The sequence below is a fragment of the Kaistella carnis genome, from assembly GCF_003860585.1.
Classification (GTDB): domain Bacteria; phylum Bacteroidota; class Bacteroidia; order Flavobacteriales; family Weeksellaceae; genus Kaistella; species Kaistella carnis.
In genome coordinates this window covers 2,958,987-2,984,456 of the sequence record NZ_CP034159.1, presented here as the reverse complement: position 1 = coordinate 2,984,456, position 25,470 = coordinate 2,958,987, and the positions used below count along the sequence as shown (strand labels likewise).

24 protein-coding genes and 1 tRNA gene are annotated in these 25,470 nt (G+C 37.4%); 10 read left to right on the top strand and 15 right to left on the bottom strand.

What is annotated here, in order from left to right:
• Positions 1–11 precede the first annotated feature (11 nt).
• The 3 genes from EIB73_RS13820 to EIB73_RS13810 all read right to left on the bottom strand — a co-directional run bounded on the left by EIB73_RS13820 (position 12) and on the right by EIB73_RS13810 (position 3,254).
• Positions 12–84: transfer RNA gene (locus EIB73_RS13820), tRNA-Phe, on the bottom strand.
• A gap of 86 nt (positions 85–170) precedes the next feature.
• Positions 171–2,009, bottom strand: a complete 1,839-nt coding sequence (locus EIB73_RS13815) for a lysophospholipid acyltransferase family protein (protein WP_125025822.1) — start codon at positions 2,007–2,009, stop codon at positions 171–173.
• A gap of 6 nt (positions 2,010–2,015) precedes the next feature.
• Complete coding sequence (locus tag EIB73_RS13810) at positions 2,016–3,254, bottom strand: aspartate kinase (RefSeq protein WP_125025821.1); 1,239 nt, start codon at positions 3,252–3,254, stop codon at positions 2,016–2,018.
• A gap of 265 nt (positions 3,255–3,519) precedes the next feature.
• Between EIB73_RS13810 and fbp the strand changes: the two genes are divergently transcribed.
• From fbp to EIB73_RS13795, 3 genes are all read left to right on the top strand, one after another.
• The gene (fbp, locus tag EIB73_RS13805) at positions 3,520–4,536 is read left to right on the top strand and encodes a class 1 fructose-bisphosphatase (protein ID WP_125025820.1); all 1,017 of its coding nucleotides are present in this window, start codon (positions 3,520–3,522) and stop codon (positions 4,534–4,536) included.
• Positions 4,537–4,692: 156 nt separating this feature from the next.
• On the top strand, positions 4,693–5,154 hold the full coding sequence (locus tag EIB73_RS13800) for a GNAT family N-acetyltransferase (protein WP_164467902.1): 462 nt from the start codon (positions 4,693–4,695) through the stop codon (positions 5,152–5,154).
• Between the two features lie 38 nt (positions 5,155–5,192).
• Positions 5,193–6,197, top strand: a complete 1,005-nt coding sequence (locus EIB73_RS13795; protein WP_125025818.1) for an o-succinylbenzoate synthase — start codon at positions 5,193–5,195, stop codon at positions 6,195–6,197.
• On the opposite strand, the gene EIB73_RS13790 is transcribed toward EIB73_RS13795, so the two are convergent.
• The 5 genes from EIB73_RS13790 to EIB73_RS13770 form a co-directional block, all read right to left on the bottom strand.
• Complete coding sequence (locus EIB73_RS13790) at positions 6,194–7,177, bottom strand: YpdA family putative bacillithiol disulfide reductase (RefSeq protein WP_125025817.1); 984 nt, start codon at positions 7,175–7,177, stop codon at positions 6,194–6,196. The two genes, EIB73_RS13795 and EIB73_RS13790, sit on opposite strands and share 4 nt — an antisense overlap.
• A 61-nt stretch (positions 7,178–7,238) precedes the next feature.
• Positions 7,239–8,360 carry an alpha/beta hydrolase gene (locus EIB73_RS13785; RefSeq protein WP_125025816.1) on the bottom strand — a complete coding sequence of 374 codons (1,122 nt, stop codon included), beginning with the start codon at positions 8,358–8,360 and terminating at the stop codon, positions 7,239–7,241.
• A 261-nt stretch (positions 8,361–8,621) separates the two neighbouring features.
• Entirely contained in the window at positions 8,622–9,170 is a 549-nt protein-coding gene (locus tag EIB73_RS13780; RefSeq protein ID WP_125025815.1) for a hypothetical protein, read from the bottom strand.
• Between the two features lie 57 nt (positions 9,171–9,227).
• Positions 9,228–10,202, bottom strand: coding sequence for a hypothetical protein (locus tag EIB73_RS13775; protein ID WP_125025814.1), 975 nt, complete (start codon positions 10,200–10,202; stop codon positions 9,228–9,230).
• A 78-nt stretch (positions 10,203–10,280) separates the two neighbouring features.
• Positions 10,281–10,937 carry a hypothetical protein gene (locus tag EIB73_RS13770; protein WP_125025813.1) on the bottom strand — a complete coding sequence of 219 codons (657 nt, stop codon included), beginning with the start codon at positions 10,935–10,937 and terminating at the stop codon, positions 10,281–10,283.
• Positions 10,938–11,230: 293 nt separating this feature from the next.
• Here EIB73_RS13770 and EIB73_RS13765 point away from each other — a divergent pair, with 293 nt between their 5' ends.
• The 7 genes from EIB73_RS13765 (at position 11,231) to EIB73_RS13735 (ending at position 18,778) form a co-directional block, all read left to right on the top strand.
• Positions 11,231–12,904 carry a glutamine--tRNA ligase/YqeY domain fusion protein gene (locus EIB73_RS13765; protein WP_125026132.1) on the top strand — a complete coding sequence of 558 codons (1,674 nt, stop codon included), beginning with the start codon at positions 11,231–11,233 and terminating at the stop codon, positions 12,902–12,904.
• A gap of 164 nt (positions 12,905–13,068) precedes the next feature.
• Complete coding sequence (locus EIB73_RS13760) at positions 13,069–14,241, top strand: thioredoxin fold domain-containing protein (RefSeq protein WP_125025812.1); 1,173 nt, start codon at positions 13,069–13,071, stop codon at positions 14,239–14,241.
• A 10-nt stretch (positions 14,242–14,251) separates the two neighbouring features.
• A complete protein-coding gene (locus EIB73_RS13755; RefSeq protein WP_125025811.1) occupies positions 14,252–14,875 on the top strand; it encodes a DUF3575 domain-containing protein in 624 nt (207 codons plus the stop codon).
• Between the two features lie 2 nt (positions 14,876–14,877).
• The gene (locus EIB73_RS13750; protein WP_125025810.1) at positions 14,878–15,081 is read left to right on the top strand and encodes a hypothetical protein; all 204 of its coding nucleotides are present in this window, start codon (positions 14,878–14,880) and stop codon (positions 15,079–15,081) included.
• Positions 15,082–15,177: 96 nt separating this feature from the next.
• On the top strand, positions 15,178–16,173 hold the full coding sequence (dusB, locus tag EIB73_RS13745) for a tRNA dihydrouridine synthase DusB (protein WP_125025809.1): 996 nt from the start codon (positions 15,178–15,180) through the stop codon (positions 16,171–16,173).
• 321 nt (positions 16,174–16,494) lie between these two features.
• A complete protein-coding gene (locus EIB73_RS13740; RefSeq protein WP_125025808.1) occupies positions 16,495–17,430 on the top strand; it encodes an ABC transporter ATP-binding protein in 936 nt (311 codons plus the stop codon).
• Positions 17,431–17,461: 31 nt separating this feature from the next.
• A complete protein-coding gene (locus EIB73_RS13735; protein WP_125025807.1) occupies positions 17,462–18,778 on the top strand; it encodes an ABC transporter permease in 1,317 nt (438 codons plus the stop codon).
• Between the two features lie 176 nt (positions 18,779–18,954).
• On the opposite strand, the gene EIB73_RS13730 is transcribed toward EIB73_RS13735, so the two are convergent.
• From EIB73_RS13730 to lpxD, 7 genes are all read right to left on the bottom strand, one after another.
• On the bottom strand, positions 18,955–19,629 hold the full coding sequence (locus EIB73_RS13730; RefSeq protein WP_125025806.1) for a porin family protein: 675 nt from the start codon (positions 19,627–19,629) through the stop codon (positions 18,955–18,957).
• A gap of 21 nt (positions 19,630–19,650) precedes the next feature.
• Positions 19,651–20,523, bottom strand: a complete 873-nt coding sequence (sucD, locus tag EIB73_RS13725) for a succinate--CoA ligase subunit alpha (protein WP_125025805.1) — start codon at positions 20,521–20,523, stop codon at positions 19,651–19,653.
• Positions 20,524–20,715: 192 nt separating this feature from the next.
• Positions 20,716–21,615 carry a UDP-3-O-(3-hydroxymyristoyl)glucosamine N-acyltransferase gene (locus EIB73_RS13720; protein WP_125025804.1) on the bottom strand — a complete coding sequence of 300 codons (900 nt, stop codon included), beginning with the start codon at positions 21,613–21,615 and terminating at the stop codon, positions 20,716–20,718.
• Positions 21,616–21,632: 17 nt separating this feature from the next.
• Positions 21,633–22,196 (bottom strand): elongation factor P, encoded by a 564-nt coding sequence (efp, locus tag EIB73_RS13715; protein WP_125025803.1) that lies wholly within the window; start codon positions 22,194–22,196, stop codon positions 21,633–21,635.
• Positions 22,197–22,252: 56 nt separating this feature from the next.
• Positions 22,253–23,041 (bottom strand): acyl-ACP--UDP-N-acetylglucosamine O-acyltransferase, encoded by a 789-nt coding sequence (gene lpxA / locus EIB73_RS13710; RefSeq protein WP_125025802.1) that lies wholly within the window; start codon positions 23,039–23,041, stop codon positions 22,253–22,255.
• Positions 23,042–24,439 carry a bifunctional UDP-3-O-[3-hydroxymyristoyl] N-acetylglucosamine deacetylase/3-hydroxyacyl-ACP dehydratase gene (locus EIB73_RS13705; RefSeq protein WP_125025801.1) on the bottom strand — a complete coding sequence of 466 codons (1,398 nt, stop codon included), beginning with the start codon at positions 24,437–24,439 and terminating at the stop codon, positions 23,042–23,044.
• Positions 24,432–25,463, bottom strand: a complete 1,032-nt coding sequence (gene lpxD / locus EIB73_RS13700; protein WP_125025800.1) for a UDP-3-O-(3-hydroxymyristoyl)glucosamine N-acyltransferase — start codon at positions 25,461–25,463, stop codon at positions 24,432–24,434. Before lpxD ends, EIB73_RS13705 begins: the two co-directional genes overlap by 8 nt.
• Between the last annotated feature and the right edge of the window lie 7 nt (positions 25,464–25,470).

Below are 25,470 nucleotides of genomic sequence, written 5' to 3'. Positions count from 1 at the left end.
TTAAATTAAAGTGGTTTCTCCAGGAATCGAACCAGGGACACATGGATTTTCAATCCATTGCTCTACCAACTGAGCTAAGAAACCTTTTCTCTAATTGAGTGGTGCAAAAATAGGAACTTTATCCTTCTCTCACAAATCATTTTGAAAGAAATTATTAAAAAAACCGAATATTATTGATTATCAGCATCATTATTTTCTTCCCTTCTGATCTTTTCACTCATTTCTTCTAAAACAGGCTTGATGGTACTCTCCGGCAATTCACTAATCCGAATATACATTAAACCATCAATCGCATCATTAAAACTGGGATCTACATTAAAGGAAATCACTTTTGCATTCTGTTTTATATATTTTTTGATCAGGACAGGCAAGCGCATTTCGGGCTCCAGATCATCAATGATTTTATCTAGTTTATTTAAATCAGATTCTACCTCATCGAAAAAGAGGTTTTTATCCCGGTCTTTTAATTTAACTTTAAACTCATGTTTAGGATGAATATATTGTGCAACCGCAGAATCATAATAGTTCGAACGCATGAATTCGATCATCAGCGATTTAGAAAATTCTGAAAATTTATCTGAAATACTCACACCTCCCATTAAAAACTTGTGTCCCGGATTTCTCAGACAAACATGCACGATACCGCGCCATAAAAGAAAAAGCGGCAAAGGTTTCTGCTGATATTCGCAAGAAATGTAAGCGCGACCCATTTCAATCACTTTACGGAAAAATGGGCGCAGTTCCGGATCAAACTCAAACAGAGAACTCGTGTAAAACCCATCGATCCCATACTTTTTCATCACCTCACTTCCCAGCGCCATTCTGTAAGCACCAACGAGCTTTTGTGCGGCACTGTCCCATAAAAAAAGATGGTGGTAATGCTCATCATATTCATCAAGGTCAAAAGGCAAGTTACTGCCCTCTCCTATTTTCCTGAAAGTTAATTCACGCTGTCTTCCGATTTCCCGCATAATAGAGGGAATCTCTCCATATTGTGCAAAAAAGATTTCGTAATTACCGTTTCGAAAAAGCATTTTGTCCGCTTTATGCAGTGCTTCTATCTCTTTTACAATGTCCTCTTTCGGTGTTTCATCAATGATATTCTGAACTACATTTGCCTCTTTGGTAAGGGGAAAATTAAGCTTTAAATTTGGAATATTTAAGCGTTCTGTAAGTGATTTTCTTTTGTCATAATAGGACTTCAGCATATAGATTTTCTTTTGCAGAAACTCGCCTAATTCTTCAATCGAATCATAATCTTCCATCACTTTTACCGATACAGGTTTTCCAATTCGTACACGAATCGGCTTCTCTCTCTTGTTCATCATTTCTGAAGGCAATAAAAGTGTTTGTAAATCAGGATGAAGTTTTGCCATCTGATAGAAGAGACGGCTGTTTCTTGCATGAAAATACATAGGAATGACCGGAACTTTTGACTTTTTAATGAGCTTAAGTGCTGGTTTCTCCCAAGCTTTATCTAAAATTTCTCCGAATTCATTATTTCGATTGGATACTTCACCTGCGGGGAAAATCCCGATACAACCACCATTTTGTAAATGACTTAAAGTTTCACGCATTCCTAAAGAACTGTTGCGAAGCTCTTTTCTGTTCTCAAAGGGATTTACGGAAATAACATACGGACGCATAGGCTCGATCTTTTCCAGTAAAAAATTTCCCATTATCTTAAAATCCGGGCGAATTTCCGTTAAGATTTTGGTCATCAGAATACCGTCGATGGCACCTAAAGGATGATTAGAAACGATAATAAATGGTCCACTTTTCGGGATTCTGGCCAGATCTTCTTCGAAAACAATATATTTCAGATCCCGTTCGCGCACAAAAGAGTCGAAAAAGTCTTTTCCGGTTTTGTTTTTCAGCGTGTCATACAAATCGTTAACAGCATCTATCTTTGTTAAACGCATGATTACAGAGGCTGCAGGATTTTTTAAAAATCCCAATTTACTCAAACCCGACGCTTTTATCAAATCACTTTTAGAAATAAGACTCATTGGTTATTAGTTAGTTACAACTTGAAGTATTTTCTGAGAGAGCTGCTCCATTAATACATTTTTATGTTGATATATTTTATTTGATTCCTCTAAATTAGCGTTTCTAATGGTATAAAGAGATACATTTTTTATAATTTCAGTTTGAAAAGCGGTTTGTAGCTCCGCCGTCAATTCGTCAATCATATGATACAAATCCTCTACACAAAGATCCAGAGAAATGGCGGAATTCTGCATGAGAGAAATTTTAATTTTATTTTTAGCCAAAAGGGAGAATATATAGCTCAAATGTTCCTCTGCGATGAAGGAAAAATCCCGCGTGGCAATTCGCATTAAATGTTGATTTTCTTTTAAAATAAAAGATTGTTGCTGATTTTTATGATCCGTTATCCCAACTTTGGTTCCCGCAGCTTCCGGTTGAAGGAAAGATTTCACATAAAAAGGGATATTTTTCTGCTTCAGGGGCTGCATTGTTTTAGGGTGAATAACCGAAGCTCCGTAATACGCCATTTCAATGGCCTCTTCATAAGAAATATGATCCATTAAAGATACCTGAGAAAACTTTCTTGGATCGCCTGTCATCACACCGGGAACATCTTTCCAGATGGTCATGGATTCCGCATTCAAACCGTACGCAAAGATTGCCGCCGAATAATCAGAACCTTCCCGCCCGAGTGTGACCGTAAAATTATGCTCATCCGACCCTATGAAACCCTGGGTGACATAACATCGGTGTTGGTCAAGTGTAGCGATTCGCTTTTCGGTTTCTTCCCAGTTTACATTTCCTTCCCGGTAATTGTGATCGGTTTTAATAAATTCCCTTGCATCACACCATGTATTTTTAAACTGAATATCATTTAAATACTGACTTAATATTTTTGAGGAAATCATCTCACCACAACTCACGACCTGATCATAAACAAAGTCATAATTGGGGGATTTATTTCTTTTAAGGAAAGATTCTACCTCTTTAAAGTATAATCTAATCTCGGCAAATACCGCGTGATCCTCCGCAAATAAATCTTTAGATATTTCAAGATGGTCGCGCTTTACCTGATCCAGCGGAATGTGGTAATCTTTCTTCGCAAAATAATCTGCTACTACTTTTTCCAAAGCATTGGTTGTTTTTCCCATCGCAGAAACCACGAGTAAACAAGAATCAAAACCCTGGGTTTCTAAAACCCGAGACACGTTTTTCACACTGTCGGCGTCTTTTACCGATGCACCACCAAATTTAAAAACTTTCATCTAATTATTTAAATATCAATACTTTGATAAATTACAAGTCATTTTTTAAAAATCATTCAAGGGGTCAAAATTATAATTTTAGAACGGATAAAAAAAACCGGGTTTCAGATTGGTAAATGATATAGAAGCATTTTGGGAAGACGGAAATTTCACAAATACATTTCTTAGAGAAAAGAAAAGACCAATAATCATCAATTATTGAAAACATATACGGGGAAATCGAAAGAATTTTCGGAAATTTGTGAAAACTCCAAAAAGCAAAAGAATGTCAGATCAGTCGTTCCAAACATTAGGTGAATTTATCATCGACAAACAAGAAGATTTCATGTACTCCACGGGGGAATTATCCCGCCTGCTGAGTGCAATTCGTTTAGCCTCGAAAGTAGTAAACAGAGAAGTTAACAAAGCCGGTATTGCCAATATCATTGGTAAAGTAGGCAACGAAAATATTCAGGGGGAAGAACAGCAGAAGCTTGATGTTTTAGCCAATGAAATTTTCATAGAAGCACTGTCTCAAAGAGAAGTGGTTTGCGGAATCGCTTCGGAAGAAAATGACGATTATATAGAAGTAAAAACGGTTGAAAATGCACACTTAAGCAAATATGTTGTTTTAATTGATCCGCTGGATGGTTCCTCTAATATTGATGTGAATGTTTCTGTAGGAACTATTTTCTCCATTTACCGCCGCGTCACAGAACCAGGAACTCCTGTAGGTCTGGAGGATTTTTTACAAAAAGGGGTGAATCAGGCAGCCGCAGGTTATGTAGTTTATGGATCATCAACCATGATTGTTTACACGACAGGAAAAGGCGTGAACGGTTTTACACTCGATCCAAGTTTAGGAACCTATTATCTTTCTCACCCATGCATGGAATTCCCAAAAACAGGAAAAATTTATTCCATTAATGAAGGAAATTACATCAAATTTCCACAGGGCGTAAAAGATTACATTAAATATTGCCAGCAAGAAGAAGACGACCGACCTTACACGTCAAGATATATCGGTAGTTTAGTTTCCGATTTCCACCGAAATATGATCAAAGGTGGAATTTACATTTACCCTTCAACATCGCAGTCTCCGAACGGAAAACTTCGTCTTTTATACGAATGTAATCCAATGGCGTTTCTCGCGGAGCAAGCGGGTGGAAAATGTACTGATGGTTTCCGGAGAATTATGGAAATTGAACCGACCGAATTACACCAGAGAGTTCCATTTTTCTGTGGAAGCACGACCATGGTGGAAAAAGCCGAAGAGTTCATGGCTCGGGCAGAAAAATCTTAATTTCAGAGCAGTTTAAAAGGCATCGTTTTTTTGGGAGCTATTTCCCGCTTCCACTGTATCTTTTTATTTTTCTGAAAAAAAATAAAAAGGATGCCGTTACAATCGTGGCTAGGGGGAATCGCTATTAACAAAAACTTTGCAAATAAACCACGCGGTATGGAAACAATAAATATCCGAAGAGCCTTGCCAAGTGATCATTCTGTTTTAACTGAAATCACCAAAAATGGCAAAGCATTTTGGGGTTATTCGGTCGAGCAATTAAAAACCTGGGAAACAGAACTGACAATTACCTCGAAATATATTTCAGAAAATGAAACTTACAACTTGGTTTTGGATAATGAAATTATTGGATACTATGCTTATATTCAACTGGGTGACGGTCATTTAGAACTCGATCATTTATTTTTATTTCAAAAGTTCATCGGCAAAGGATTTGGTCAATTGCTTTTAACCGATTTTTTGAGAAAAGCCAAAGACTTAAATACCATTGATATTATTTTGGAGGCAGACCCAAACGCCGAACTCTTTTATAAAAAATTTGGATTCGTAACTTACAACCAACGGGAATCTTCTATCAAAGAAAGATTTCTACCACTAATGAAATTAGATTTTAAATAAATAAATAATCTGATCCCTTCTTTTCTATACAAATACCTATGAAAACAGCAACTTTTAAACAATATATTTTAGAATTCAAACAAGCCAGCGGAACATCACGCGGCGTTTTAACCACCAAGGAAACCTACTTTCTCGAGATCAGCGAGGGCGATAAAAAAGGAATTGGTGAATGCGCAATTTTCCGCGGACTCAGTTTTGAAGATGTTCCGGAATATGAGGAAATGTTAAAATGGCTTTGTGAAAACATTAATGAAAATAAGAAATTGCTGCGGAAAGAATTGCTTCATTTCCCCTCCATTTGGTTTGGCTACGAACAGGCGATGTTAAATTTAAAACATGGGGAAGACGTTTATTTTCCGGGTGAATTTTCAGAAGGATATTCTTCTATAAAAATCAACGGTCTTATCTGGATGGGCGACGCTGATTTTATGAAAAAACAGATTGAGGAAAAACTGAATGAAGGATTCCAATGTTTGAAACTGAAAATCGGTACCGACTGGAATTCCGAGAAAGAAATTTTGAAACAACTGCGCTCAACGTTCTCAAAAGAAGACTTAGAATTGCGGGTTGATGCCAATGGTGGATTTACTTTTGAAGAAGCCAAAGTTGTTCTACAGGAACTTGCAGACTTGGACATCCATTCTATAGAACAACCGATTAAAGCTGGTAATATTGAGCAGATGGCTGAACTTTGTAAGAACACACCCACCCCGATTGCTTTAGACGAGGAATTAATTGGTGTCCTGAATTTCGAGGATAAAAAAGAACTTTTAGAAAAAATAAATCCACAATATATTATTTTGAAACCATCTTTAGTTGGAGGCTTTTCCGGTACTGATGAATGGATTTCTTTTGCGGAAAGTAAAAAGATTGGGTGGTGGATTACCTCAGCATTAGAAAGCAATATCGGCTTGAATGCGATTGCTCAGTATACCTTTACTAAAAATCCGAAAATTCCACAAGGTTTGGGAACAGGCGGATTATTCACCAATAATTTAGAAACGAGATTGGTTTTACACGGCGATGAATTGATGATGCGTTAAATTTGATTGCGTGAAACTTCAATCTTAGATAAAATATCTTTCACAATAAGATTGGCATGAATTCGAGAGTTTTCTATAAACCAAAGATGCGTGTCTTTTCCGCCACAAACGACGCCTGCAAGATATAATCCGGGAACATTTGTTTCCATGGTTTCTTCGCTATAAAAAGGATTCAAACAATCTCCCTGAAGTTCAATGCCGGAATTTCGGAGAAATTCAAAATTGGGAAGATAACCGGTCATCGCCAGAACGAAATCATTTTCAATTTCCTGAACTGTTTGATTTTCATCTTTAAAGATAATTGTAGTTGGTGTTATTTCTAGAACTTCAGCATTAAAATAAGCGGCGATATTTCCTTCTTTAATTCGGTTTTCAATATCCGGTTTAACCCAATATTTCACGCTTTTAGAAATCTCAGAATGACGGATGATCATGGTGACTTCTGCTCCTTTACGATAGGTTTCTAAAGCTGCATCAACCGCGGAATTACTGGATCCAATTACGGCAATTTTCTGATTGGCATACGGATAAGGTTCAGAATAATAGTGTTTTACTTTCGACAACTCCTCCCCTTTTACATTCATTTTGTTCGGAATATCATAAAAACCGGTGGCAATAACGACTTTCTTTGCTAAATAAACAGACTTCGAAGTTTCAACCACAAATTGTTCTTCTTTGGTAATTTTTAAAACCTCTTCGTATAAATTAATATTGATATTTCGCTGTCGTGAGATCCCCTGATAATATTCCAAAGCATCTCTTCTGCCGGGTTTTGGAGAAGTGGTTATAAAAGGAATATCTGCAATTTCAAGTTTATCTGCAGTGGAAAAAAAAGTCATGTACAAAGGATAGTTGTACAGGGAATTTACAATCGTCCCTTTCTCGATAATAAGATAAGAGAGGCCCGCTTTTTCCGCCTCCAATGCGCAGTTTAAGCCAATTGGTCCTCCGCCAATGATGATGAGATCAAATAATTTCATTGTGCAAAGATAGGTACTTTGGGAAAATTTGAAATCATTAACATGATTACAGCAATTATATTTAGGTTAATAAATACATTTGATCGGAGACTTTACTTCTTTTTGCAATGAGATTTTGATCGGTATCATTTAAAACAGAAAGAATATCTGCCTGCACATCGGAACTTGATAAGTAATTCCAATGATTGCCGACTTGAAATTTAAAAGTTGGTTTTAAATCATTTTTAACTTCTGTACAGTCAATCACAGAGATTACTTTTTCACCTTCTGAAATCCCTGTAGGTCCCATTTTCCCTAGTCGTGGCGCTAAAATATTCTTTGTAAACTGGGACAGACCCAACACGGCATCTTTACGATTAATGTAAATACTGATGCGATTTGCCAGAAGTGGAAGCTTAACGAAAGATTCTTCCGAATTCTCAAAAACTTTAAAACTGACATCAGCACTGAGCAACACTACCTGATCAATTACGCGCAGAATATTATCAGTTTTTAAACTGTAAAGCATACTTTGTAAAAGACGATTCCCCAGACTGTGCGCCATAATATGCACCCGCTGAAGACAAGGTGTCAATTGTTTATCAGAAAAAATATCTTTGAGAAACTGGGTGTAGAAATAAAAAAGGCGAAGTAGAGAATTACCCGAATTAATACTGGCTGCCTTATCATCAAAGTAAGTGAGCGGAAAAATAGAACTGGAGGCGGGCCAGCTGATAAATAAAATATGATTAACCGGAGATTTTACATTGTCAATATATAATTTTTTCAGCTCGATGATGGCCTGTAACTCTTGATCGAAAGTATACGCATAACCGTGAATAAAGATAAGAACATCATTTCTTTCTTTCGTAGCCGACATTTCTTTATACAGATCATAAAACATTCGCTGCGTACCGCCGAGATTTGCGCTAGTGAGTTTTGAATCACCAAATTTTTTTTCTTTCTTTAAAACTTCCAGCACTTCTTGATAGCCGGATTTTTCAGGTTCCGAAAGTATTTTGTAATCTAAAATATTTCTTCCCTTATAATTTTTTTTCTTTGATTCCTCCTTGGTCGGCTCTTTCCAACCTTCGAAATTACATTTTGCAATGCGAAAGTTCGGTACTGAAACTTCTTCATTGGAAAAGGATTCTTTACTTTCTTCAAAAAGGATTTGTCTGTTGCTTAAAATAAATACCGCCATGATTTTTCATTTTTAAAAGACCATTAATATTAAAAGAGATTTCAATTGGAAATAAAGTTATATAATTTTATCGATATCTTATTGAACATCAGTACTTTTTATTAATTGAAATTAATAAGTATAAATAATCTATTAGAACCGATATTTTCAAAAAAACTTAAAACAAAAAAAAGTTGCAGCTTCAGACTTGAATATACCTGATGCTGCAACTTTTTGTAAAATTACAAACTCATTTGAGTTTTAATCTCTCATCGATCTATTTTATTTTTGCCAGTAGGTCCAGACCGCTCCATTGAACACCGCTAATCTTTTAGCGCCAGGCTTGTTGATGTAGACCATCATTCCGGGTGAAGGATTAGGAATGTCCGCGGTACTTAAAACCATGGGCAAGACCATTGCTTTTTGCGTTGATTCCAAAACTAAGACTCCATCAACATTCGAAGTTGTAGAACCTATAATCACTTTCGAGGAACTGTTCTCAGAAGCAGCCGCCGGTTGAATCTGCATTGCCGAAGATACGTTGGCGCCGTTTCCACTACTTAGATCCATCCAAGTTGAAGACCCTTTATAATATTTTACCTTCGCGGCGTTTGAATCCGTGGCATCAAGAAGAATTGTACCTTCGGCCAACGTGGCTCCGGTGGGAAGTGTTCTTACATAAGGAAGAATAATTCCTTTGTTTTGTCCCGCAGCAAACTCCAGCAACACCGAGGTCTTATCAGTTGCACTTCCGGTCTGGTTCCCTATAATGACCTGAGAAAAAGTCATGCAGGAAATCATTAATACTAATATTGAAAATATATTTTTCATTTGTTTCTTTTTAAAATATGAATGAACCATTTCAATTAAATGGTGTTTTTTGCAAAATTAAGGACACGTTGGTGTTGAAAAACAGCTCCATTCGCCTTCAGAATAAATCTTCAAACATTTATCTGTAGTGTCAAATACCATCATTCCTTCTTGTGGTACTGTAATATTACCTAAGTCAGCTTTCGCAATTCTACTCACTACAAAACCTTTTGTATTTGATTCCAGCGCGAGGTGTCCTGATTTTCTAGTCATTGGCCAATTGTCGGTATTTTCACTTCCGGCTCTGTTAAATAAGGTAATTCCCACTTTAGTGTCTTGACCGGGAGTTGCTGTATCTGCAGGATTAAAACAGATACATGGAATTTCATTAAGTCCAAAACCCTGACCGCTAATATTTGTAGGTCCCACCTGTTTTTGAGAAATTACTGTAGTATTAGGCATGGTCTTATTCCACGTGACGTTATTAAAATTAGCACCATTAAAAAGCTCCAAGGGAAATAGTGGTCCACCTGAAACTTTACTTCCGAACATGGTCACCACTCCTGTTGGACTGATAACAACTCTTAATAAAGGCGCTGCAGGTGTTCCCGTGAGCGAGTAAATGGTACCCACCCCTCCCTCATATTTTGATCCATCAGCAAAACGAATATTCACCCCGTCAGTTCCAGCCGATTGAAACTCAATTTCTTTATTGGCGATAGGCTTTCCATTAATGGTTAGGGTAAAAGAATTATCCAGCTTATAAATATCGAACATAAAACCATATGTTGTGGCGGGTTGAATAACAGTAGTTGTAGTTGCTGTGGAAGCACTAAATGGTAAACCCTCAATCTTCTCCGTACAAACTTCAGGTGGAGCAGGATTCACGGTAGGAGGTATCGGAGTAGAAAAGACTTGCTCCGAAAAATTCGCGGTTAAAAATTGATTTTTAAATTGTCCTGCCAGTAGATTATTTTGGCTTAGAAGGAAAAAAATAATAACTGACAATACTCTAGAAAACGATAAAGATTGTCGTTTGTATAAAAATTTCATTTAATTTTAATTAATTGTTAAGATATGTCTCCAGGAGACAGCGTTGATCTGTGTTGTTTTTTGAACTCAAAAAAAATACTAAGAAAACCAGGATTTTGGGGGACCACGCATTTTGATCCCCTCCACCACATCTGCAGAAAAAATAAGATAGGACGTTATAGTACTATTTTGCTTCTCTTGTAAATAAAAATAGACAAGTGATTTTTTAAATAGGATCGCCTGAGCGTTCTGATTTTTTTTAAGAGTAAAAGCAGAACCTGCAAAGACTGCAAAAGTACCACTCCCTCTTTTAGAATAAAATTCTTCAGTGTTTGTTGATTGGTAGAAAGAAGGTTTATTTCTCACCACAATTTCTGCTTTTTTGACAGGCTTAACAGCAGAAATCTGAGTTTTTGTTATCTTTTTTAAAGGTTTTAATTTCTCTCCTTGACTTGATCTAGTACTATTTACACAGATCAATTCAGCTTTTAATTGATGACTTAAATCTGTAATTATCGCACCTTTTGCCACATAAATCTTTCCACCGCCATTTACCGAAGAATTATTTTCTATTGAAGACTTACTTTCATAAATAATGGTATCTGAGGAAATAAAACTACCGGGTTTTACGGTAAGAGGCGTACCCTCTTTCACAAATATCTGAGCAGCGATTTGTGAAAAGCAAAGTAGAAAAAGCAGATTGAAACTTTTCTTATTGAAAATTGAAGAAGATAAAAAAAATAGAGTTCTTCCCATGCATTATTTTTAATTCAGGAACATACAGCAAAAGCCAAAGTCATTTAAATCCTTGAATTTCAGTAGTCAAAAACTTCTAACGTTTTTTAATTAGAGTTTGCAAAATTATGTTTTTTTTGACACATAACAGAACTTTTATTCATCAGTGTTAAACCACTTTAAAAATGATTTTTGCTCAGTAAATTTCGTGCTAAGTAATCACTTTAACTTCACGAGATCATAGTTTGTAAATATGATACGCCGAAGTTTTTCTTTTCCTCACTTTTAACTAAATTTGCCAAATGAACAATCCTATGGAAGAAGATAAAAAACCTCTCAATTTTATTGAGCAAATTATAGAAGAAGATTTAGCCAACGGTTTATCCAGAGAAAAATTACGTTTCAGATTTCCACCAGAACCAAACGGCTACCTGCATGTGGGACATACCAAAGCTATTTGCATTAATTTCGGTTTGGGGGAAAAATACGGAGCTCCTGTAAATTTGCGTTTTGATGATACCAATCCGGAAAAAGAAGAGCAGGAATTTGTAGATTCTATTAAAGCTGATATTGACTGGCTTGGATTTAAATATGATAAGGAATTATATGCTTCCGATTACTTCGACCAATTATATGATTGGGCTGTGCAAATGATCAAGGACGGAAAAGCGTATGTGGACGAGCAACCTTCAGAAATAATTACAGAGCAAAGAAAAAATCCTTTTGAAGACGGAATTGAATCTCCCTTTAGAAACCGCCCTGTGGAGGAAAGTTTAGAACTTTTCGAAAAAATGAAAAATGGCGAATTTGAAGAAGGTGCCATGTCTCTTCGGGCAAAAATCGATATGACTTCTCCGAATATGAATATGCGTGATCCCGTGATGTATCGTATTTTAAAAAGACCTCATCATAGAACCGGAGATAAATGGAAAATTTATCCAATGTATGATTGGGCACACGGTGAATCTGATTATATCGAGCAGATTTCTCATTCTCTGTGTTCATTAGAATTTGAAAATCACCGCCCTTTATACGATTGGTATCTGGATCAGGTATACGACGAGTCAAAGACCCGAAACAAACAACGTGAATTTGCACGAATGAATGTTTCTTACATGATAACTTCTAAAAGAAAATTACAAAGACTCGTTGCTGAAAATGCAGTAACAGGCTGGGACGATCCAAGAATGCCAACCATTTCCGGAATGCGAAGATTAGGTTTCACTCCGACTTCCATTAAAAATTTCATTGAAAGGGTTGGCGTTGCAAAAAGAGAAAATTTAATTGATATTCAACTCCTCGAATTTTTCGTTAGAGAAGATTTAAATAAAATCTCAACACGCGTTATGGCGATTGTTGATCCTGTGAAGTTGGTGATTACAAATTATCCTGAAGATCAGGAAGAATGGTTAGAAACCGAAAACAACCCTGAGCAGGAAGATGCCGGCACGAGAAAAGTTCCGTTTTCCAGAGAATTGTATATTGAAAGAGAAGATTTTAAAGAAGAAGGGAACAAGAAATTTTTCCGTCTGAAACTTGGTGGCGAAGTTCGTTTGAAGTCTGCATACATCATTAAAGCGGAGAGTGTAGATAAGGATGAAAATGGAGAAATCACAACCATTTATGCAACGTATGATGAAAAAAGCAAATCTGGAAGTGGTACTGAAGAAAGTTTAAGAAAAGTAAAAGGAACATTGCATTGGGTCTCTGCGAAACATGCCCTGCCAATAGAAGTTAGAGTATACGACCGATTGTTTACGACACCACAACCCGATGCAGAAAAAGAAACAGACTTTATGGAATTCCTAAATCCTGACAGTTTAAAAATCGTTCAGGGATTCGCCGAACCGAGTTTAGCGCATGCAGAAATCGGACATCCATACCAGTTTCAAAGAATTGGATACTTCACTAAAGACCGTGATTCCACTGCAGATAAAATAGTTTTTAATAGAACGGTAACCTTAAAAGACGGATATAAACCGGAATAAAAAGAAGAGTGATTCTTTAATAATTAGAAAGAAACAATCATTGTGATGATGGTAGCAGAGGCGAAAATTAATTTTCAGATTTGCGAAGAAGCGCTTTTTCTGTACTCCACTATCGCAATACGGTTATTATTTTATAATTATCTTCGCAACGAATTTTATTTAAAATGAAAAGAACACTTACCCTACTCTTCCTATTGATTTATTTAGCCTCATTTTCTCAAGAGACGATAAATTTCCAGGACACCAGTTTCAAAGAAATTTTGGCGAAAGCAAAAAAGGAAAAAAAATTGGTCTTTATGGATGCTTATGCCTCCTGGTGCGGTCCATGTAAATTAATGGAGAAAAACATTTTCACACTTCCGGCCGTTAAAGAATATTACAACGCGAATTTTATCAATGCCAGGTTTGATATGGAAAAAGGGGAAGGCCGTGATATTGCGTTAAAATATGGCGTTCGCTCCTACCCTTCTTTTCTTTTCATAAATGGCGATGGCGAATTGGTGATGCAGAATTTTGGTTATATGGGCGAGCAGGATTTTCTTGCCATCGCGAAGGAAGCCAACAATCCTAAATTTGCAAACAACTCCTCCAAAGAACTTTTTGAGCAGGGAGAAAGTGATCCCAACTTTTTGCTGAATATGATGAAGCTATATGCACAAAGCGATTATGAGCTGGCTAAAAAAGCTTCGGAACGATATTTTAAGGTTAAAAATGAAGATGAATTAACGAGAGATGATATTGGAATGTTGTTATATTTCTTAAAATCAACGAGTGATCCTAATTATCAAATCTTTAAAGATCGAAAAGACGCAATTACTAAAATAATGTCCGAAGATATTTACAAGCAGTTCGACGTAAATATCAAGATTTCGAAAGTCATGGAAAATTCACTGGATCAAAACACCGGTGTTATTAATGATGATTATTTCTTCAAAAATGCAATTCCTCTCGTGGGTAAAACGGAAGCAGAGATTGCCCTCAATAGGATGAAAGTAATTTATTATCCGAACGTTCGTAATTTTAAAGAATATGAAAAAGCGGCCTTGGCTTATTATAAGGATGCAGACAATTTCGATACCGAAGAATTACTAAAAGCTGCCTGGCTGTTCAGTGAGCATGTTGATACCAAAACATCACTTAAAAAAGCTGAAGAATGGGCCGAAAAAGCAGTTATGAAATCTGAAAGTTCCGAAAACACCTATATTCTTGCAAAAATTTATGCAAAAACGGGTAATAAATCCAACGCTAAAATGTACGCAGAAATGTCTAAAAATCTTGCCATTCAGAATGGAAAAGATTCTTCTGCTGCCGAACAATTGCTACAATCTTTAAAATAAGTTCTCAATTTTGAAAAAACTCATCTTTGCATTTGCCATTCTATTTTCAGTTTTGCACAGTGCCCAAAGCCAAGATTCTGTTTCGGCTAAAAAAATATATGTCAAAGCCAATGCGCTTTTTCTGCCCATCGGCATCTTAAATGCGGGTGTAGAATATCAGCTAAAAGATAAAATCACTCTGCAAGGTGATTTATTTATCTCTCCCTGGAAATCGTTTGCAGGAAAATACATGCAGATCTACATGCTTGGTTTCGACGCACGATATTATTTCAAAGAGGCATTTAAACATTGGTATGTAGGCGCTAATATTTCTGGAGCCCGATACATCGCGCAAAAATGGAATTACTGGAGTGACGAGCCTTATCAGTATACATCCGAATCGCCAATTTATATTAAATCGGATCTCTACCAAGACGGCTTTTCTTTTATGTTAGGCGCAACTGTAGGTTATCAATTTCAGTTAAATGACCGCTGGAATATGGATTTATATTTAGGCGGGGGAACCTCCCAGGGATTTTACAAAGGATATCACAAAGAATTGGGAATTCGATATGATGATGCTTCACGTAAAAGGAACAGAAGTGGCGAATGGATTCCCTATCGGGGCGGAATAATGATCGGCTATAAATTATAATCATGAATATAAAAAGCACAAAATACGCGGTAATCGCAGCCATTACTTTCATCATTTTATTTCTTTTCAACTATATTGGCAACACGCAACCCGACAAATTGGAAAGAGCTTTAATGACTGCTGTAGCTGGTGTAATTGGTTTAACCATCGGAATGTGGTTCGTCTACAGAAATTCAAAAGACGACACCCATCATGATTTTGATTAAATGACGGGATTTATAAAAAATAGACTTCAAGCGAAGTCTATTTTCTTTTTATGCTTCGTCTCCTATTTTTCCTTTCATAATTAATATCTTTGCACCATGATAAAGATCGGTAATATTGAGCTCCCAGAATTTCCATTGTTGCTTGCACCTATGGAAGATGTTTCGGATCCGCCATTTCGAAAACTGTGTAAAATGCACGGTGCAGACATGATGTATTCAGAGTTCATTTCCTCTGAAGGATTGATTCGTGATGCCATGAAAAGCATGAAGAAACTCGATATTTTCGATTACGAAAGACCGGTGGGAATTCAGATTTTCGGCGGCGATGAAGAAGCAATGTCACTTTCTGCAAAAATTGTAGAAGCCGTAAATCCCGATATTGTTGATATTAATTTCGGTTGTCCTGTAAAAAAAGTGGTGTGTAAAGGTGCCGGAGCCGGCGTTTTAAAAGATGTTGATTTAATGATTCGTTTAACCAAAGCAGTCGTAAATTCTACTCATTTACCGGTAACCGTGAAAACCCGTCTGGGTTGGGATACAGAGAGTATCAACATTATGGAGGTTGCAGAACGCTTACAGGAAGTTGGGGTAAAAGCTTTAACGATTCACGCCCGAACACGTGCCCAAATGTATAAAGGAGAAGCAGACTGGAATTATATTCACGCCGTAAAAAACAATCCAAATATCGAAATTCCGATTTTCGGAAATGGTGATATTGATTCGGCTCAAAAAGCCTGGGAATATAAAAACAAATTCGACTGCGACGGTATTATGATCGGTCGCGGCGCCATTGGTTATCCCTGGATTTTCAATGAAGTGAAACATTTCTTTAAAACCGGAGAAATTTTACCTGAACCAACCATTACTCAAAGACTGGAAGCGGTAAGACAACACGCTGAATGGAGTAAAGACTGGAAAGGTGAGCGTTTGGGACTTATCGAAATGCGCCAGCATTACAGCAATTATTTCCGTGGCATTCCTCATTTTAAAGATTTCCGCCGGAAGTTCCTGGAGGTTTTCACCCTAGAGGAAATGGATGGGGTTATTGCTGAAGCAGATGCCTTTTATAAAGATTTCGAGTTTGTTAACTGATAAAGAAGAATCAAGTAAAAAGTAAAAAGATCCAAGTTTGTAAGTTGGTTTTTTCCGATCGTCTGGATTGATTGAATTTTTGAGTGTTTGAATAGAAGCTGCTTGTTTTATTTAATCCAATTATTCCATGGTTACCTGGTTTTATAGCCCTGATTGAACGGCATGTTTGAGCTCTTTTTACAGATTTTTCGGAGGCATTTGGAGGCGGCCAAAATCTGTAAAAAAGCGAGTAGTGAAAGCAGGTTCCCGGCTCCTAAAATTTTATGTTAATTTCCGTAACTTTTCCTGTGAATAAAGGACTAATCATTTAAAACAATGTCGATGCTGAAAGCAGAAAATGTAACTAAAACTTATAACGCAGGCAAAAAACTGGCGTTAGAGGATTTCTCTATTGATGTTCCTGAAGCCAGTATCTATGGACTATTGGGCCCGAATGGTGCAGGAAAAACGACCTTTATCCGAATCATTAACCAGATTACGCAGGCCGATTCCGGCAATGTTTTTATTAATAATCAAAAACTGAATCCTGAACATATCCGACAAATCGGTTATATGCCGGAAGAACGTGGGTTGTATAAAAACATGACGGTTGGCGACCAGCTTCTTTATTTCGGAGAGCTGAAAGGAATGACCAAAAATGACGCGCTGATTCAGGCAAAATATTGGTTTGAACAACTAGAAATCGATCAGTGGTGGAAGAAAAAACTGAGTGAACTTTCGAAAGGAATGGCGCAGAAAATTCAGTTTGTCGTTACGGTTTTGCATCAACCGAAACTGTTGATTTTGGATGAACCTTTTTCGGGTTTCGATCCGGTAAATGCCAATATGATTAAGGATCAGATCCTCAATTTAAAAAAGAACGGAACGACCATAATTCTCTCTACGCACCGCATGGAAAGTGTAGAGGAAATGTGTGATTACGTGGCATTGATCAACCAAGCCAAAAAAGTTTTAGACGGAAAAGTGTTTGATGTGCGGGAACAGTTCAAGAAAAACATTTTTAACGTGACTTTAGCTGATGTAAACTCCGAAAATTTTGAGCAGTTTAAAAATCAGTTTGAGATCCATAATTATTCTACCGAAAATCAATTGGTTTCTTTCGATTTGAAAAATGACAATGATCAAAACCTTTTAATTAATCAATTAATGAAGGTTGGAAAGATTCGTTCATTTGACGAAAAAATCCCAAGTATGAATGAAGTGTTCATCAATGCCGTCAGTGGAAATCTACAGGGAAAAAATGAATTAGTTTCCTAATTCGCCAAAAAAATTCAATTAAAAAATACTCATGAGAAATATATTCCTGATTACAAAAAGAGAATATCTTACGCAGGTAAAGAAAAAATCTTTTGTTCTTCTCACGCTTCTGGCGCCACTGATGATGATTGCTTTCGGGGCTTTAATTGCTTTTATGTTTAAAGCCAATGAAAGCACAAGCACATTTAATGTGGTGGACAAAAGCGGATTATTTGTTGGAAATCTAAAAAGTACGAACCAGGTAAAATATGTTTTTGTGCCGGCAGTGAACGAAAAATCTCTGGAAGCGACTTTAAAAGATATGGATGGTATTGAAGGTTTACTGGTTATTCCGGAACTTAAAGATCAGAATTACGATGAACTGCAGAAAAATTCTAAATTACTTATCAACAAGAAAATAGGATTTGACACTAAAACAAAGGTTGCTTCTGATCTGTCAAAAATTATCAGAAAAGAAAAAATTCAAAAACTGGGAATTTCAGAAGATCAGATGAAAAATCTGGACGAAAATTTTGAGCTGAATACGCAGAATGTCGTCGACAATAAATCGACAGATAACGATCTGTCTTTCGGTGTGAAATCGGGTTTAGCCATGGTTTTAATGTACGCCGTTTTCATGTTCATCATTATTTACGGGGTTCGTGTAATGCGTAGTGTTTTAGAGGAAAAAAACAACCGCGTGGTCGAAATTATCATTTCTTCGGTTAAACCATTTGAATTAATGATGGGTAAAATCCTGGGCGTTACCTTTGTTGCATTGACCCAATTTTTGGTTTGGATCACGATGGCAGTTATTGGCGCTCTCTTCTTAAACACTGGGTTTAGTGCGATGCAAAGCCAGATTCCGGGTGGTGCAGAATCCGCCGAAATGGTGCAAAAATTTGATTTCAAACAGATCGCGGCACAGGTTTCTCATATTTTATTAGACATGAATGTGCCGGTAATTATTGGCGTATTTATCGTTTTCTTTTTGCTGGGGTATGTTTTCTACAGCTCCATGTACGCGGCTATCGGTTCTGCTGTTGATAACGAAACAGAAACACAGCAATTTACTTTATTCGCCATTATTCCCTTGATGGTAGGAATGTACGGCAGCTTTACCATTATGAATAATCCCGAAGGTCCGCTTGGATTCTGGTTATCGATGATCCCATTTACGTCGCCTGTTGCCATGATCGCGAGGATTCCGTTTGGCGTACCGGCGTGGCAGATTCTGGTTTCGATGGTCATTCTTTTGGCCTCTACTTTATTGATGATTTTTATCGCTGCGAAAGTCTATCGTGTTGGTATTCTTATGTACGGTAATAAAGCGACTGCGAAGGAATTGTGGAAATGGATCAGAAGTTAGGACTGAATTGACAGTTGATAGTTGATAGTGGACAATATATCGTTGATTAATATATTTAATAGAAATTCCTTTTGAATCATCAAAAGGAATTCTTATTTATACTCCACATATAATCGACTTCAAAAAAAAATTCCATCAAAATTAATTGATGGAATTTATATGATCATGAATAATGATTATTGAAAAATATAACTTAAGCCTAAACTTAAGATCTGTTCAGATTTCTTTTTAGCGATGTTTGCATCAGTTCCCGGCTCGTTCATTAGATTTTTGTAGGTGTTTGTTACCCCAAGATCATAACGCGCCGTTAGCTCCAACTGTCTTTTGAAAGAGAATCCCAAGCCAAAAGCCAAACCGAAATTGAAAGAAGTCGCCTTACCGTTTACTCCGGGATATTCGGGAAGCTCATCTAAACCATAAAACGGTTTATTGGTTGGCGCATCTGTCACTTTCTGATCGATCAAAAAACTAAATCTTGGTCCTGCCATGGCAAAAAACTCCGATTCTGCTTCAGAAAAATAACCTTTAAAGTAAACAGGAACACTCAGATAATTGTTGGCGTAGATTGCATCGTAACCATCTCGACCTTTAAAATCTTTGTCTTTACCGGATTCACCAGCTCCCAGATATTCAATTTGAGGTTGAATATAAAACTGATCATTATTGTCCACAGGAATCATTGCTAAACCACCGCCGTAGAAAGAAACTCTCGCTCCGGAAGGATTATGGGCATTGCTCACGCGGGAATAAGTTGCTCCGGCAGTAGCTCCGAATCTTGTGCTACTAAAATCAATCTGTGCTGAAAGTAGCACCGACGCTAAAAGCGCTGAACTTAAAATTATTTTTCTCATTATCATTTGTTTTTTTGTGTCTTATCCCAAAACTTTGGCAACGGTAGCTCCGATCTCAGCCGGTGAATCTACCACGTTGATTCCGTTTTCTCTCATAATGGACATTTTTGCCTGAGCGGTATCTTCATCACCACCAACGATTGCACCTGCATGACCCATTGTTCTTCCTTTTGGAGCTGTTTGTCCTGCGATGAAACCTACAACTGGTTTTTTAGAACCGCTTTCTTTGTACCATCTTGCTGCTTCAGCTTCTAAGTTACCACCGATTTCACCGATCATTACTACTGCTTCAGTTTCCGGATCGTTGATGAATAATTCTAAGGCTTCTTTTGTAGTAGTTCCGATAATTGGATCACCTCCAATTCCGATTGCGGTAGAAACTCCGTACCCTGCTTTAACAACTTGGTCAGCCGCTTCGTAAGTTAAAGTTCCTGATTTAGAAACGATTCCTACTTTTCCTTTTTTGAAAACGAAACCTGGCATAATACCGATCTTCGCTTCATCAGAAGTAATAATTCCCGGACAGTTTGGCCCGATCAATCTGCTATCTTTGTCAGCAAGGTATGCTTTCACTTTCACCATATCTTCTACCGGAATACCTTCAGTAATACAAACGATTACTTTAATTCCTGCCTCCGCAGCTTCCATAATCGCATCAGCAGCAAATGCCGGCGGTACGAAAATAATACTCACATTAGCTCCAGCTTTTTCTACTGCATCAGCCACCGTATTAAATACCGGTTTTCCTAAATGCTCAGAACCTCCTTTTCCTGGAGTAACTCCACCTACTACGTTTGTTCCGTATTCAATCATTTGACCTGCGTGGAATGTTCCTTCATTTCCGGTAAAACCCTGTACGATTACTTTAGAATCTTTGTTTACTAATACTGACATTTTTTATTAATTTAAATTTATTATTTAACTATTGACTGAAATGTAAAATTACTTATAATAATCTTTCTATTCCAAATTATGACGATTAAGAAAATTTTTACTGATTCTGCAAATTTCCGCAGAACCTGAATCTAATCTTCTTTTTATATCCTCGTTTATTTAGATCCACTTTAAAAGAATAATATCTTCTGTTTAAAGTTTTCTAAGTTTACTTTGCTTTTTCAGATACTCTTTAAACTCTTCAGCGAGCTGTCCGAAATATGTTCCGGTTTTTAAATCTTTATTGACTCCGGTTTTCCCTAAGAGCACCGTTCCTTTTTCAACACGAACACCGGAAGCCATCCCAACCTGTCCCCAGATGGTTACTTCATCTTCAATGATACAACATCCTGCAATCCCGGTAAGGGAAGCGATCAAGCATTTCTTTCCGATAGTGGTATCATGACCGATTTGAATTTGATTGTCTAAAACTGACCCTTCACCAATGATGGTGGAATCTGTAACTCCACGATCGATCGTACAGTTGTTTCCAATCTCCACATTATTTTCAATGATGACATTTCCCACTGAAATTAAACGGTCGAAATTTCCATTTAATTTTCTGTAATAAAAGGCATCGCCGCCTAAAACCGTGTTGGACTGAATGATGACGTTATCACCAATGACCGTTCGATCTCCAATCACTACATTAGGATAAATAATACAGTCATTTCCGATTTTCACATTGTTACCAATCACTACTGAAGAGTGAATTTGCGTTCGCTCCCCTACTTCAAGTTCGTGAAGGGTTTCGCCGAAATGGGTAATCTTTGTAAAGTGCGTATTGATTTTATTAAAATCGCGGAAAGGATCATCGGAAACCAATAATGCTTTTCCCGGTGGACAATCAACTTCTTTATCAATCAGAATAATCGTGGCCGCCGAATTCAAAGCTTTATCGTAATATTTTGGATGATTTACAAAAACAATTTCCCCACTTTTAACCCGATGAATTTCATTGGTTCCCAAGACAGGAAAATTTTCGTCGCCAATCATTTTAGCGCCAATAAGTTCTGAGATTGATTTGAGGGTTTGCGGTTTTGTAAAAGTCATCAATATAGGGTGCTAAATTATTTTACTCTTTCTAAGTAAGAACCGTCTTCGGTATTTACTTTAATTTTGTCACCAGCTTCGATGAACAAAGGCACCATGACGCGAGCTCCGGTTTCAACGATTGCGTTTTTCAGTGCGTTGGTCGCGGTATTTCCTTTTACGCCCGGATCAGCTTCGATCACATCAAGGTAAACCGTCGGTGGAATTTCTGCGGATAAAGGAGATTCATCACTTTCTTTCAAAATAATGGTTACTTCTTCGCCCGCTTTCATAAACTGAGCGTTTTCGATCATTTCTTTATCAAGATAAATTTGAGAAAAATCATCATTATTCATAAAGTGATATCCGTTATCATCTTCATATAAATATTGAAATTTTCTTGTAGTGACTTTAACCTCGTCAATTTTGTGACCTGCAGAAAAAGTATTGTCCAATACTTTACCGTTGGTCACCGACTTCATTTTAGTTCTAACGAAAGCGGGACCTTTACCTGGTTTAACGTGCAAAAAATCAATGACTTTAAAAATATCATTGCTATATTCAATACACATTCCTTTTTTAATATCGTTGCTTGTAGCCATTTAAAAATTATATTAATTTGAAGGTTAGAAGTCTAACCGGTTATTGTTTTTGTTAATTATTCTCTTCCTGTTCCGTAACCTTTGACAATTCCGCTCGGCGAATTTTTGATGAATTCTAAAATTTCATCGCGTTCTGCAGTCGGTAACATTTCTTTTTCCACATAACTTGATGCTTGGGAAACATTCATCTTCATCTGAAAAATAGCGCGGTAGATTTTTTGAATTTCAAAAATTTTATCATTTGAAAATCCTCGGCGTCTTAATCCTACGGAATTAATTCCGGCATAAGAAATAGGATCCCGACCTACTTTTACATAAGGTGGAACATCTTTCCTTATTAAAGAGCCTCCGGAAATCATGGCATGTTTACCGATTTTACCGAATTGCTGAATAGCAGAAAGGCCACCCATCACTACGAAATCGCCGATTTCTACATGACCCGCGATGCCGCATCCATTTGCGATAATAACGCCATTCCCGAGAACGCAGTCATGTGCAACATGAGAAGTTGCCATGATCAGACAGTCATTTCCAATCTTTGTAAAACCCAGGGCTTTAGTTCCGCGATTAATCGTGACGCACTCTCTAAGCGTAGTTCTGTCACCGATAATGACTTGAGTTACTTCCCCGTCAAACTTCAAATCCTGTGGGATAGCCGAAATAACGGTCCCGGGAAAAATTCGACAATTGTTACCAATTCTGGCTCCATCCATAATCGTCACATTTGAACCAATCCAGGTTCCTTCGCCGATTTCTACGTCACCGGCAATGGTTGTAAATGGTTCTACAGTAACGCTTTTTCCTATTTTCGCACGTTTGTCTACGGCAGCTAGTTGATGAATCATTTAATCAGCTTTGTTTTTTGCCACTTGTGCCATGAGTTCTGCTTCGACCACAACGCTGTCGCCAACATAGCCGTAACCCTGCATGTGAACGATTCCTCTTCTAATGGGTGAAATAAGTTCTATTTTGAAAACCATGGTATCACCCGGCACCACTTTTTTCTTAAATTTCACTTTATCCATTTTGATAAAGTAAGTAGAATAATTCTCCGGATCCGGAACACTTGCTAACACAAGAATTCCACCGGTTTGTGCTAATGCTTCAACCTGTAAAACACCGGGCATCACGGGTTCTTTCGGAAAATGTCCAACAAAAAACGGTTCGTTCATTGTCACATTTTTTAGTCCGACTACATGGGTTTCAGAGAGTTCTAATATTTTATCAATCAATAAAAATGGTGGACGATGTGGCATCAAACGCATAATTCCGTTGATGTCATAAACCGGTTCCTTATAAATATCAATATCGGGTACGTTTTTTTTCTTCTGCAGTTTCCACTGTCTGTTCAGTTTCTTTGCAAATTGGGTATTTATGAAATGGCCCGGTTTATTGGCGATAATTTTACCTTTTATTTTCACGCCTACCAAAGCTAAATCTCCGATAACGTCGAGCAGTTTGTGACGTGCCGCTTCATTGGGATAATTTAAAGTAAGATTATCTAAAATTCCGTTCGGGCGAATAGAAACTTCATCTTTCCCAAAAGCTTTTTTCAGTTTATCTGCGGTTTCAGGCGTTAATTCCTTATCAACATAAACGATGGCATTTGACATATCGCCACCTTTTATTAAACCGGCATCTAACAACATTTCCAGTTCATGTAGGAAGCTGAAGGTACGCGCGGCGGAAAATTCTTCTTTAAATTCCGAAATATCTTTTAAAGTAGCATTTTGAGTCCCCAAAACTTTAGTTCCAAAATCGACCATGGTCGTCACTTCATAAGTTTCTGAAGGAATGATGGTTATTTCTGAACCTGTTACGGGATCACTATAAGACAACACCTCTTTAATCACCAAATATTCACGAACTGCACTTTGCTCTTCGATACCTGCTTTTTCGATTGCCTCTACAAAGAATTTTGAAGAACCGTCTAAAATTGGCGGCTCTGCACTGTCCATTTCAAGTATGGCATTATCAATATCACAACCAACCAAGGCGGCAAGTAAATGCTCACAAGTGTGGATGCGTACACCGAGTTTTTCTAAAGTAGTGCCCCTTTCGGTAGTGGTCACATAATTAACATCTGCCTCAATATGTGGGTTACCCTCCAAATCGGTTCTTACAAAGACGAAGCCCGTATTTTCTTTGGCCGGTTTCATGGTCAGAGTTACCTCTCTACCTGTATGAAGACCGATCCCCGAAAGAGAAATTTCTTCCTTTAGTGTTTTTTGTTTATCACTCATTAGTTTTATCTTTTGAGTTTATCTCAAGATTATTTATTCGTTTTATAATATCGCTGAAATTTCGGAAATGCACATAATTACGTCGGTATTCTCCGGCGTTGATCGCTGGTGAACCGTACAGAATTTCCCCGTCTTTGGTGCTGGAATTCACACCACTCTGTGCCTGTATTTTGACTTGATTTCCGATCTGAATATGACCTACGATGCCGACTTGACCACCGATTTGATTCCAGTCACCAATTACTGTAGAACCTGCAATTCCTGCCTGCGCGGCAATTACGTTGTTCTGACCAATTTTTACGTTATGGGCAATCTGGATTAAATTATCGATTTTGGTACCTTTACCTATGACAGTTGAACCAATTGTTCCGCGGTCAATACTGCAGTTAGATCCAATTTCTACATGATCTTCAAGCACCACGTTCCCTAACTGAGGAATTTTTTGATAACCATCTTTTGTGGGTTGAAATCCGAAACCATCGGAACCGATCACCGTATTGGAGTGAATAATGCAATTGTCGCCAATAATACAGTAATCGTAAATTCTTACGCCACTATACAGCACACAATTTTTACCAATTTTCACATTTTTACCTATAAAAACTTGAGGATAGATTTGAGAGCCATCACCAATTTTTACCTTTTCGGAAACACAGGTAAAAGCTCCAACATATACATTTTCTCCAACGGTCGCCGACTCATGAAATACTGCGCCTTCTTCAATGCCAGATTTCCTGCCCTGCATCTCTTGGTAGAGATTCATTAAAACCTGAAAAGAAAGGTAAGCATCTTCTACCACAATAATCGTGGGACGATAGTTATCTTTGGTTAAAAGCTTTTCTGAGACAATAATCACGGAACACTTTGAATCTTGAATATAATTGACAAACCGTTCCTGAGCAACGAATGAAAGGTGATTTTCTTCCCCACTTTCAATGGGTGACACGCCATTGATGATGGCTTGCTCATCTCCTATAATTCGTCCGTTAATAAAATTTGCAATCTGCGATGCGGTAAACTCCATATCTTGC

Bases quoted from the DNA above. Each gene is read 5' to 3' on its own strand.
- EIB73_RS13810 (WP_125025821.1), bottom strand. From the start codon at position 3,254: ATGAAAGTTTTTAAATTTGGTGGTGCATCGGTAAAAGACGCCGACAGT.
- efp (WP_125025803.1), bottom strand. From the start codon at position 22,196: ATGGCTACAAGCAACGATATTAAAAAAGGAATGTGTATTGAATATAGC.
- EIB73_RS13730 (WP_125025806.1), bottom strand. From the start codon at position 19,629: ATGAGAAAAATAATTTTAAGTTCAGCGCTTTTAGCGTCGGTGCTACTT.
- lpxA (WP_125025802.1), bottom strand. From the start codon at position 23,041: ATGATTCATCAACTAGCTGCCGTAGACAAACGTGCGAAAATAGGAAAA.
- EIB73_RS13790 (WP_125025817.1), bottom strand. From the start codon at position 7,177: ATGAAATTATTTGATCTCATCATCATTGGCGGAGGACCAATTGGCTTA.
- lpxD (WP_125025800.1), bottom strand. From the start codon at position 25,463: ATGGAGTTTACCGCATCGCAGATTGCAAATTTTATTAACGGACGAATT.
- EIB73_RS13795 (WP_125025818.1), top strand. From the start codon at position 5,193: ATGAAAACAGCAACTTTTAAACAATATATTTTAGAATTCAAACAAGCC.
- EIB73_RS13705 (WP_125025801.1), bottom strand. From the start codon at position 24,439: ATGAGTGATAAACAAAAAACACTAAAGGAAGAAATTTCTCTTTCGGGG.
- EIB73_RS13785 (WP_125025816.1), bottom strand. From the start codon at position 8,360: ATGGCGGTATTTATTTTAAGCAACAGACAAATCCTTTTTGAAGAAAGT.
- EIB73_RS13780 (WP_125025815.1), bottom strand. From the start codon at position 9,170: ATGAAAAATATATTTTCAATATTAGTATTAATGATTTCCTGCATGACT.
- EIB73_RS13775 (WP_125025814.1), bottom strand. From the start codon at position 10,202: ATGAAATTTTTATACAAACGACAATCTTTATCGTTTTCTAGAGTATTG.
- fbp (WP_125025820.1), top strand. From the start codon at position 3,520: ATGTCAGATCAGTCGTTCCAAACATTAGGTGAATTTATCATCGACAAA.
- EIB73_RS13720 (WP_125025804.1), bottom strand. From the start codon at position 21,615: ATGACTTTTACAAAACCGCAAACCCTCAAATCAATCTCAGAACTTATT.
- EIB73_RS13800 (WP_164467902.1), top strand. From the start codon at position 4,693: ATGGAAACAATAAATATCCGAAGAGCCTTGCCAAGTGATCATTCTGTT.
- EIB73_RS13750 (WP_125025810.1), top strand. From the start codon at position 14,878: ATGAATATAAAAAGCACAAAATACGCGGTAATCGCAGCCATTACTTTC.
- EIB73_RS13765 (WP_125026132.1), top strand. From the start codon at position 11,231: ATGGAAGAAGATAAAAAACCTCTCAATTTTATTGAGCAAATTATAGAA.
- EIB73_RS13760 (WP_125025812.1), top strand. From the start codon at position 13,069: ATGAAAAGAACACTTACCCTACTCTTCCTATTGATTTATTTAGCCTCA.
- sucD (WP_125025805.1), bottom strand. From the start codon at position 20,523: ATGTCAGTATTAGTAAACAAAGATTCTAAAGTAATCGTACAGGGTTTT.
- EIB73_RS13735 (WP_125025807.1), top strand. From the start codon at position 17,462: ATGAGAAATATATTCCTGATTACAAAAAGAGAATATCTTACGCAGGTA.
- EIB73_RS13815 (WP_125025822.1), bottom strand. From the start codon at position 2,009: ATGAGTCTTATTTCTAAAAGTGATTTGATAAAAGCGTCGGGTTTGAGT.
- EIB73_RS13740 (WP_125025808.1), top strand. From the start codon at position 16,495: ATGCTGAAAGCAGAAAATGTAACTAAAACTTATAACGCAGGCAAAAAA.
- EIB73_RS13770 (WP_125025813.1), bottom strand. From the start codon at position 10,937: ATGGGAAGAACTCTATTTTTTTTATCTTCTTCAATTTTCAATAAGAAA.
- dusB (WP_125025809.1), top strand. From the start codon at position 15,178: ATGATAAAGATCGGTAATATTGAGCTCCCAGAATTTCCATTGTTGCTT.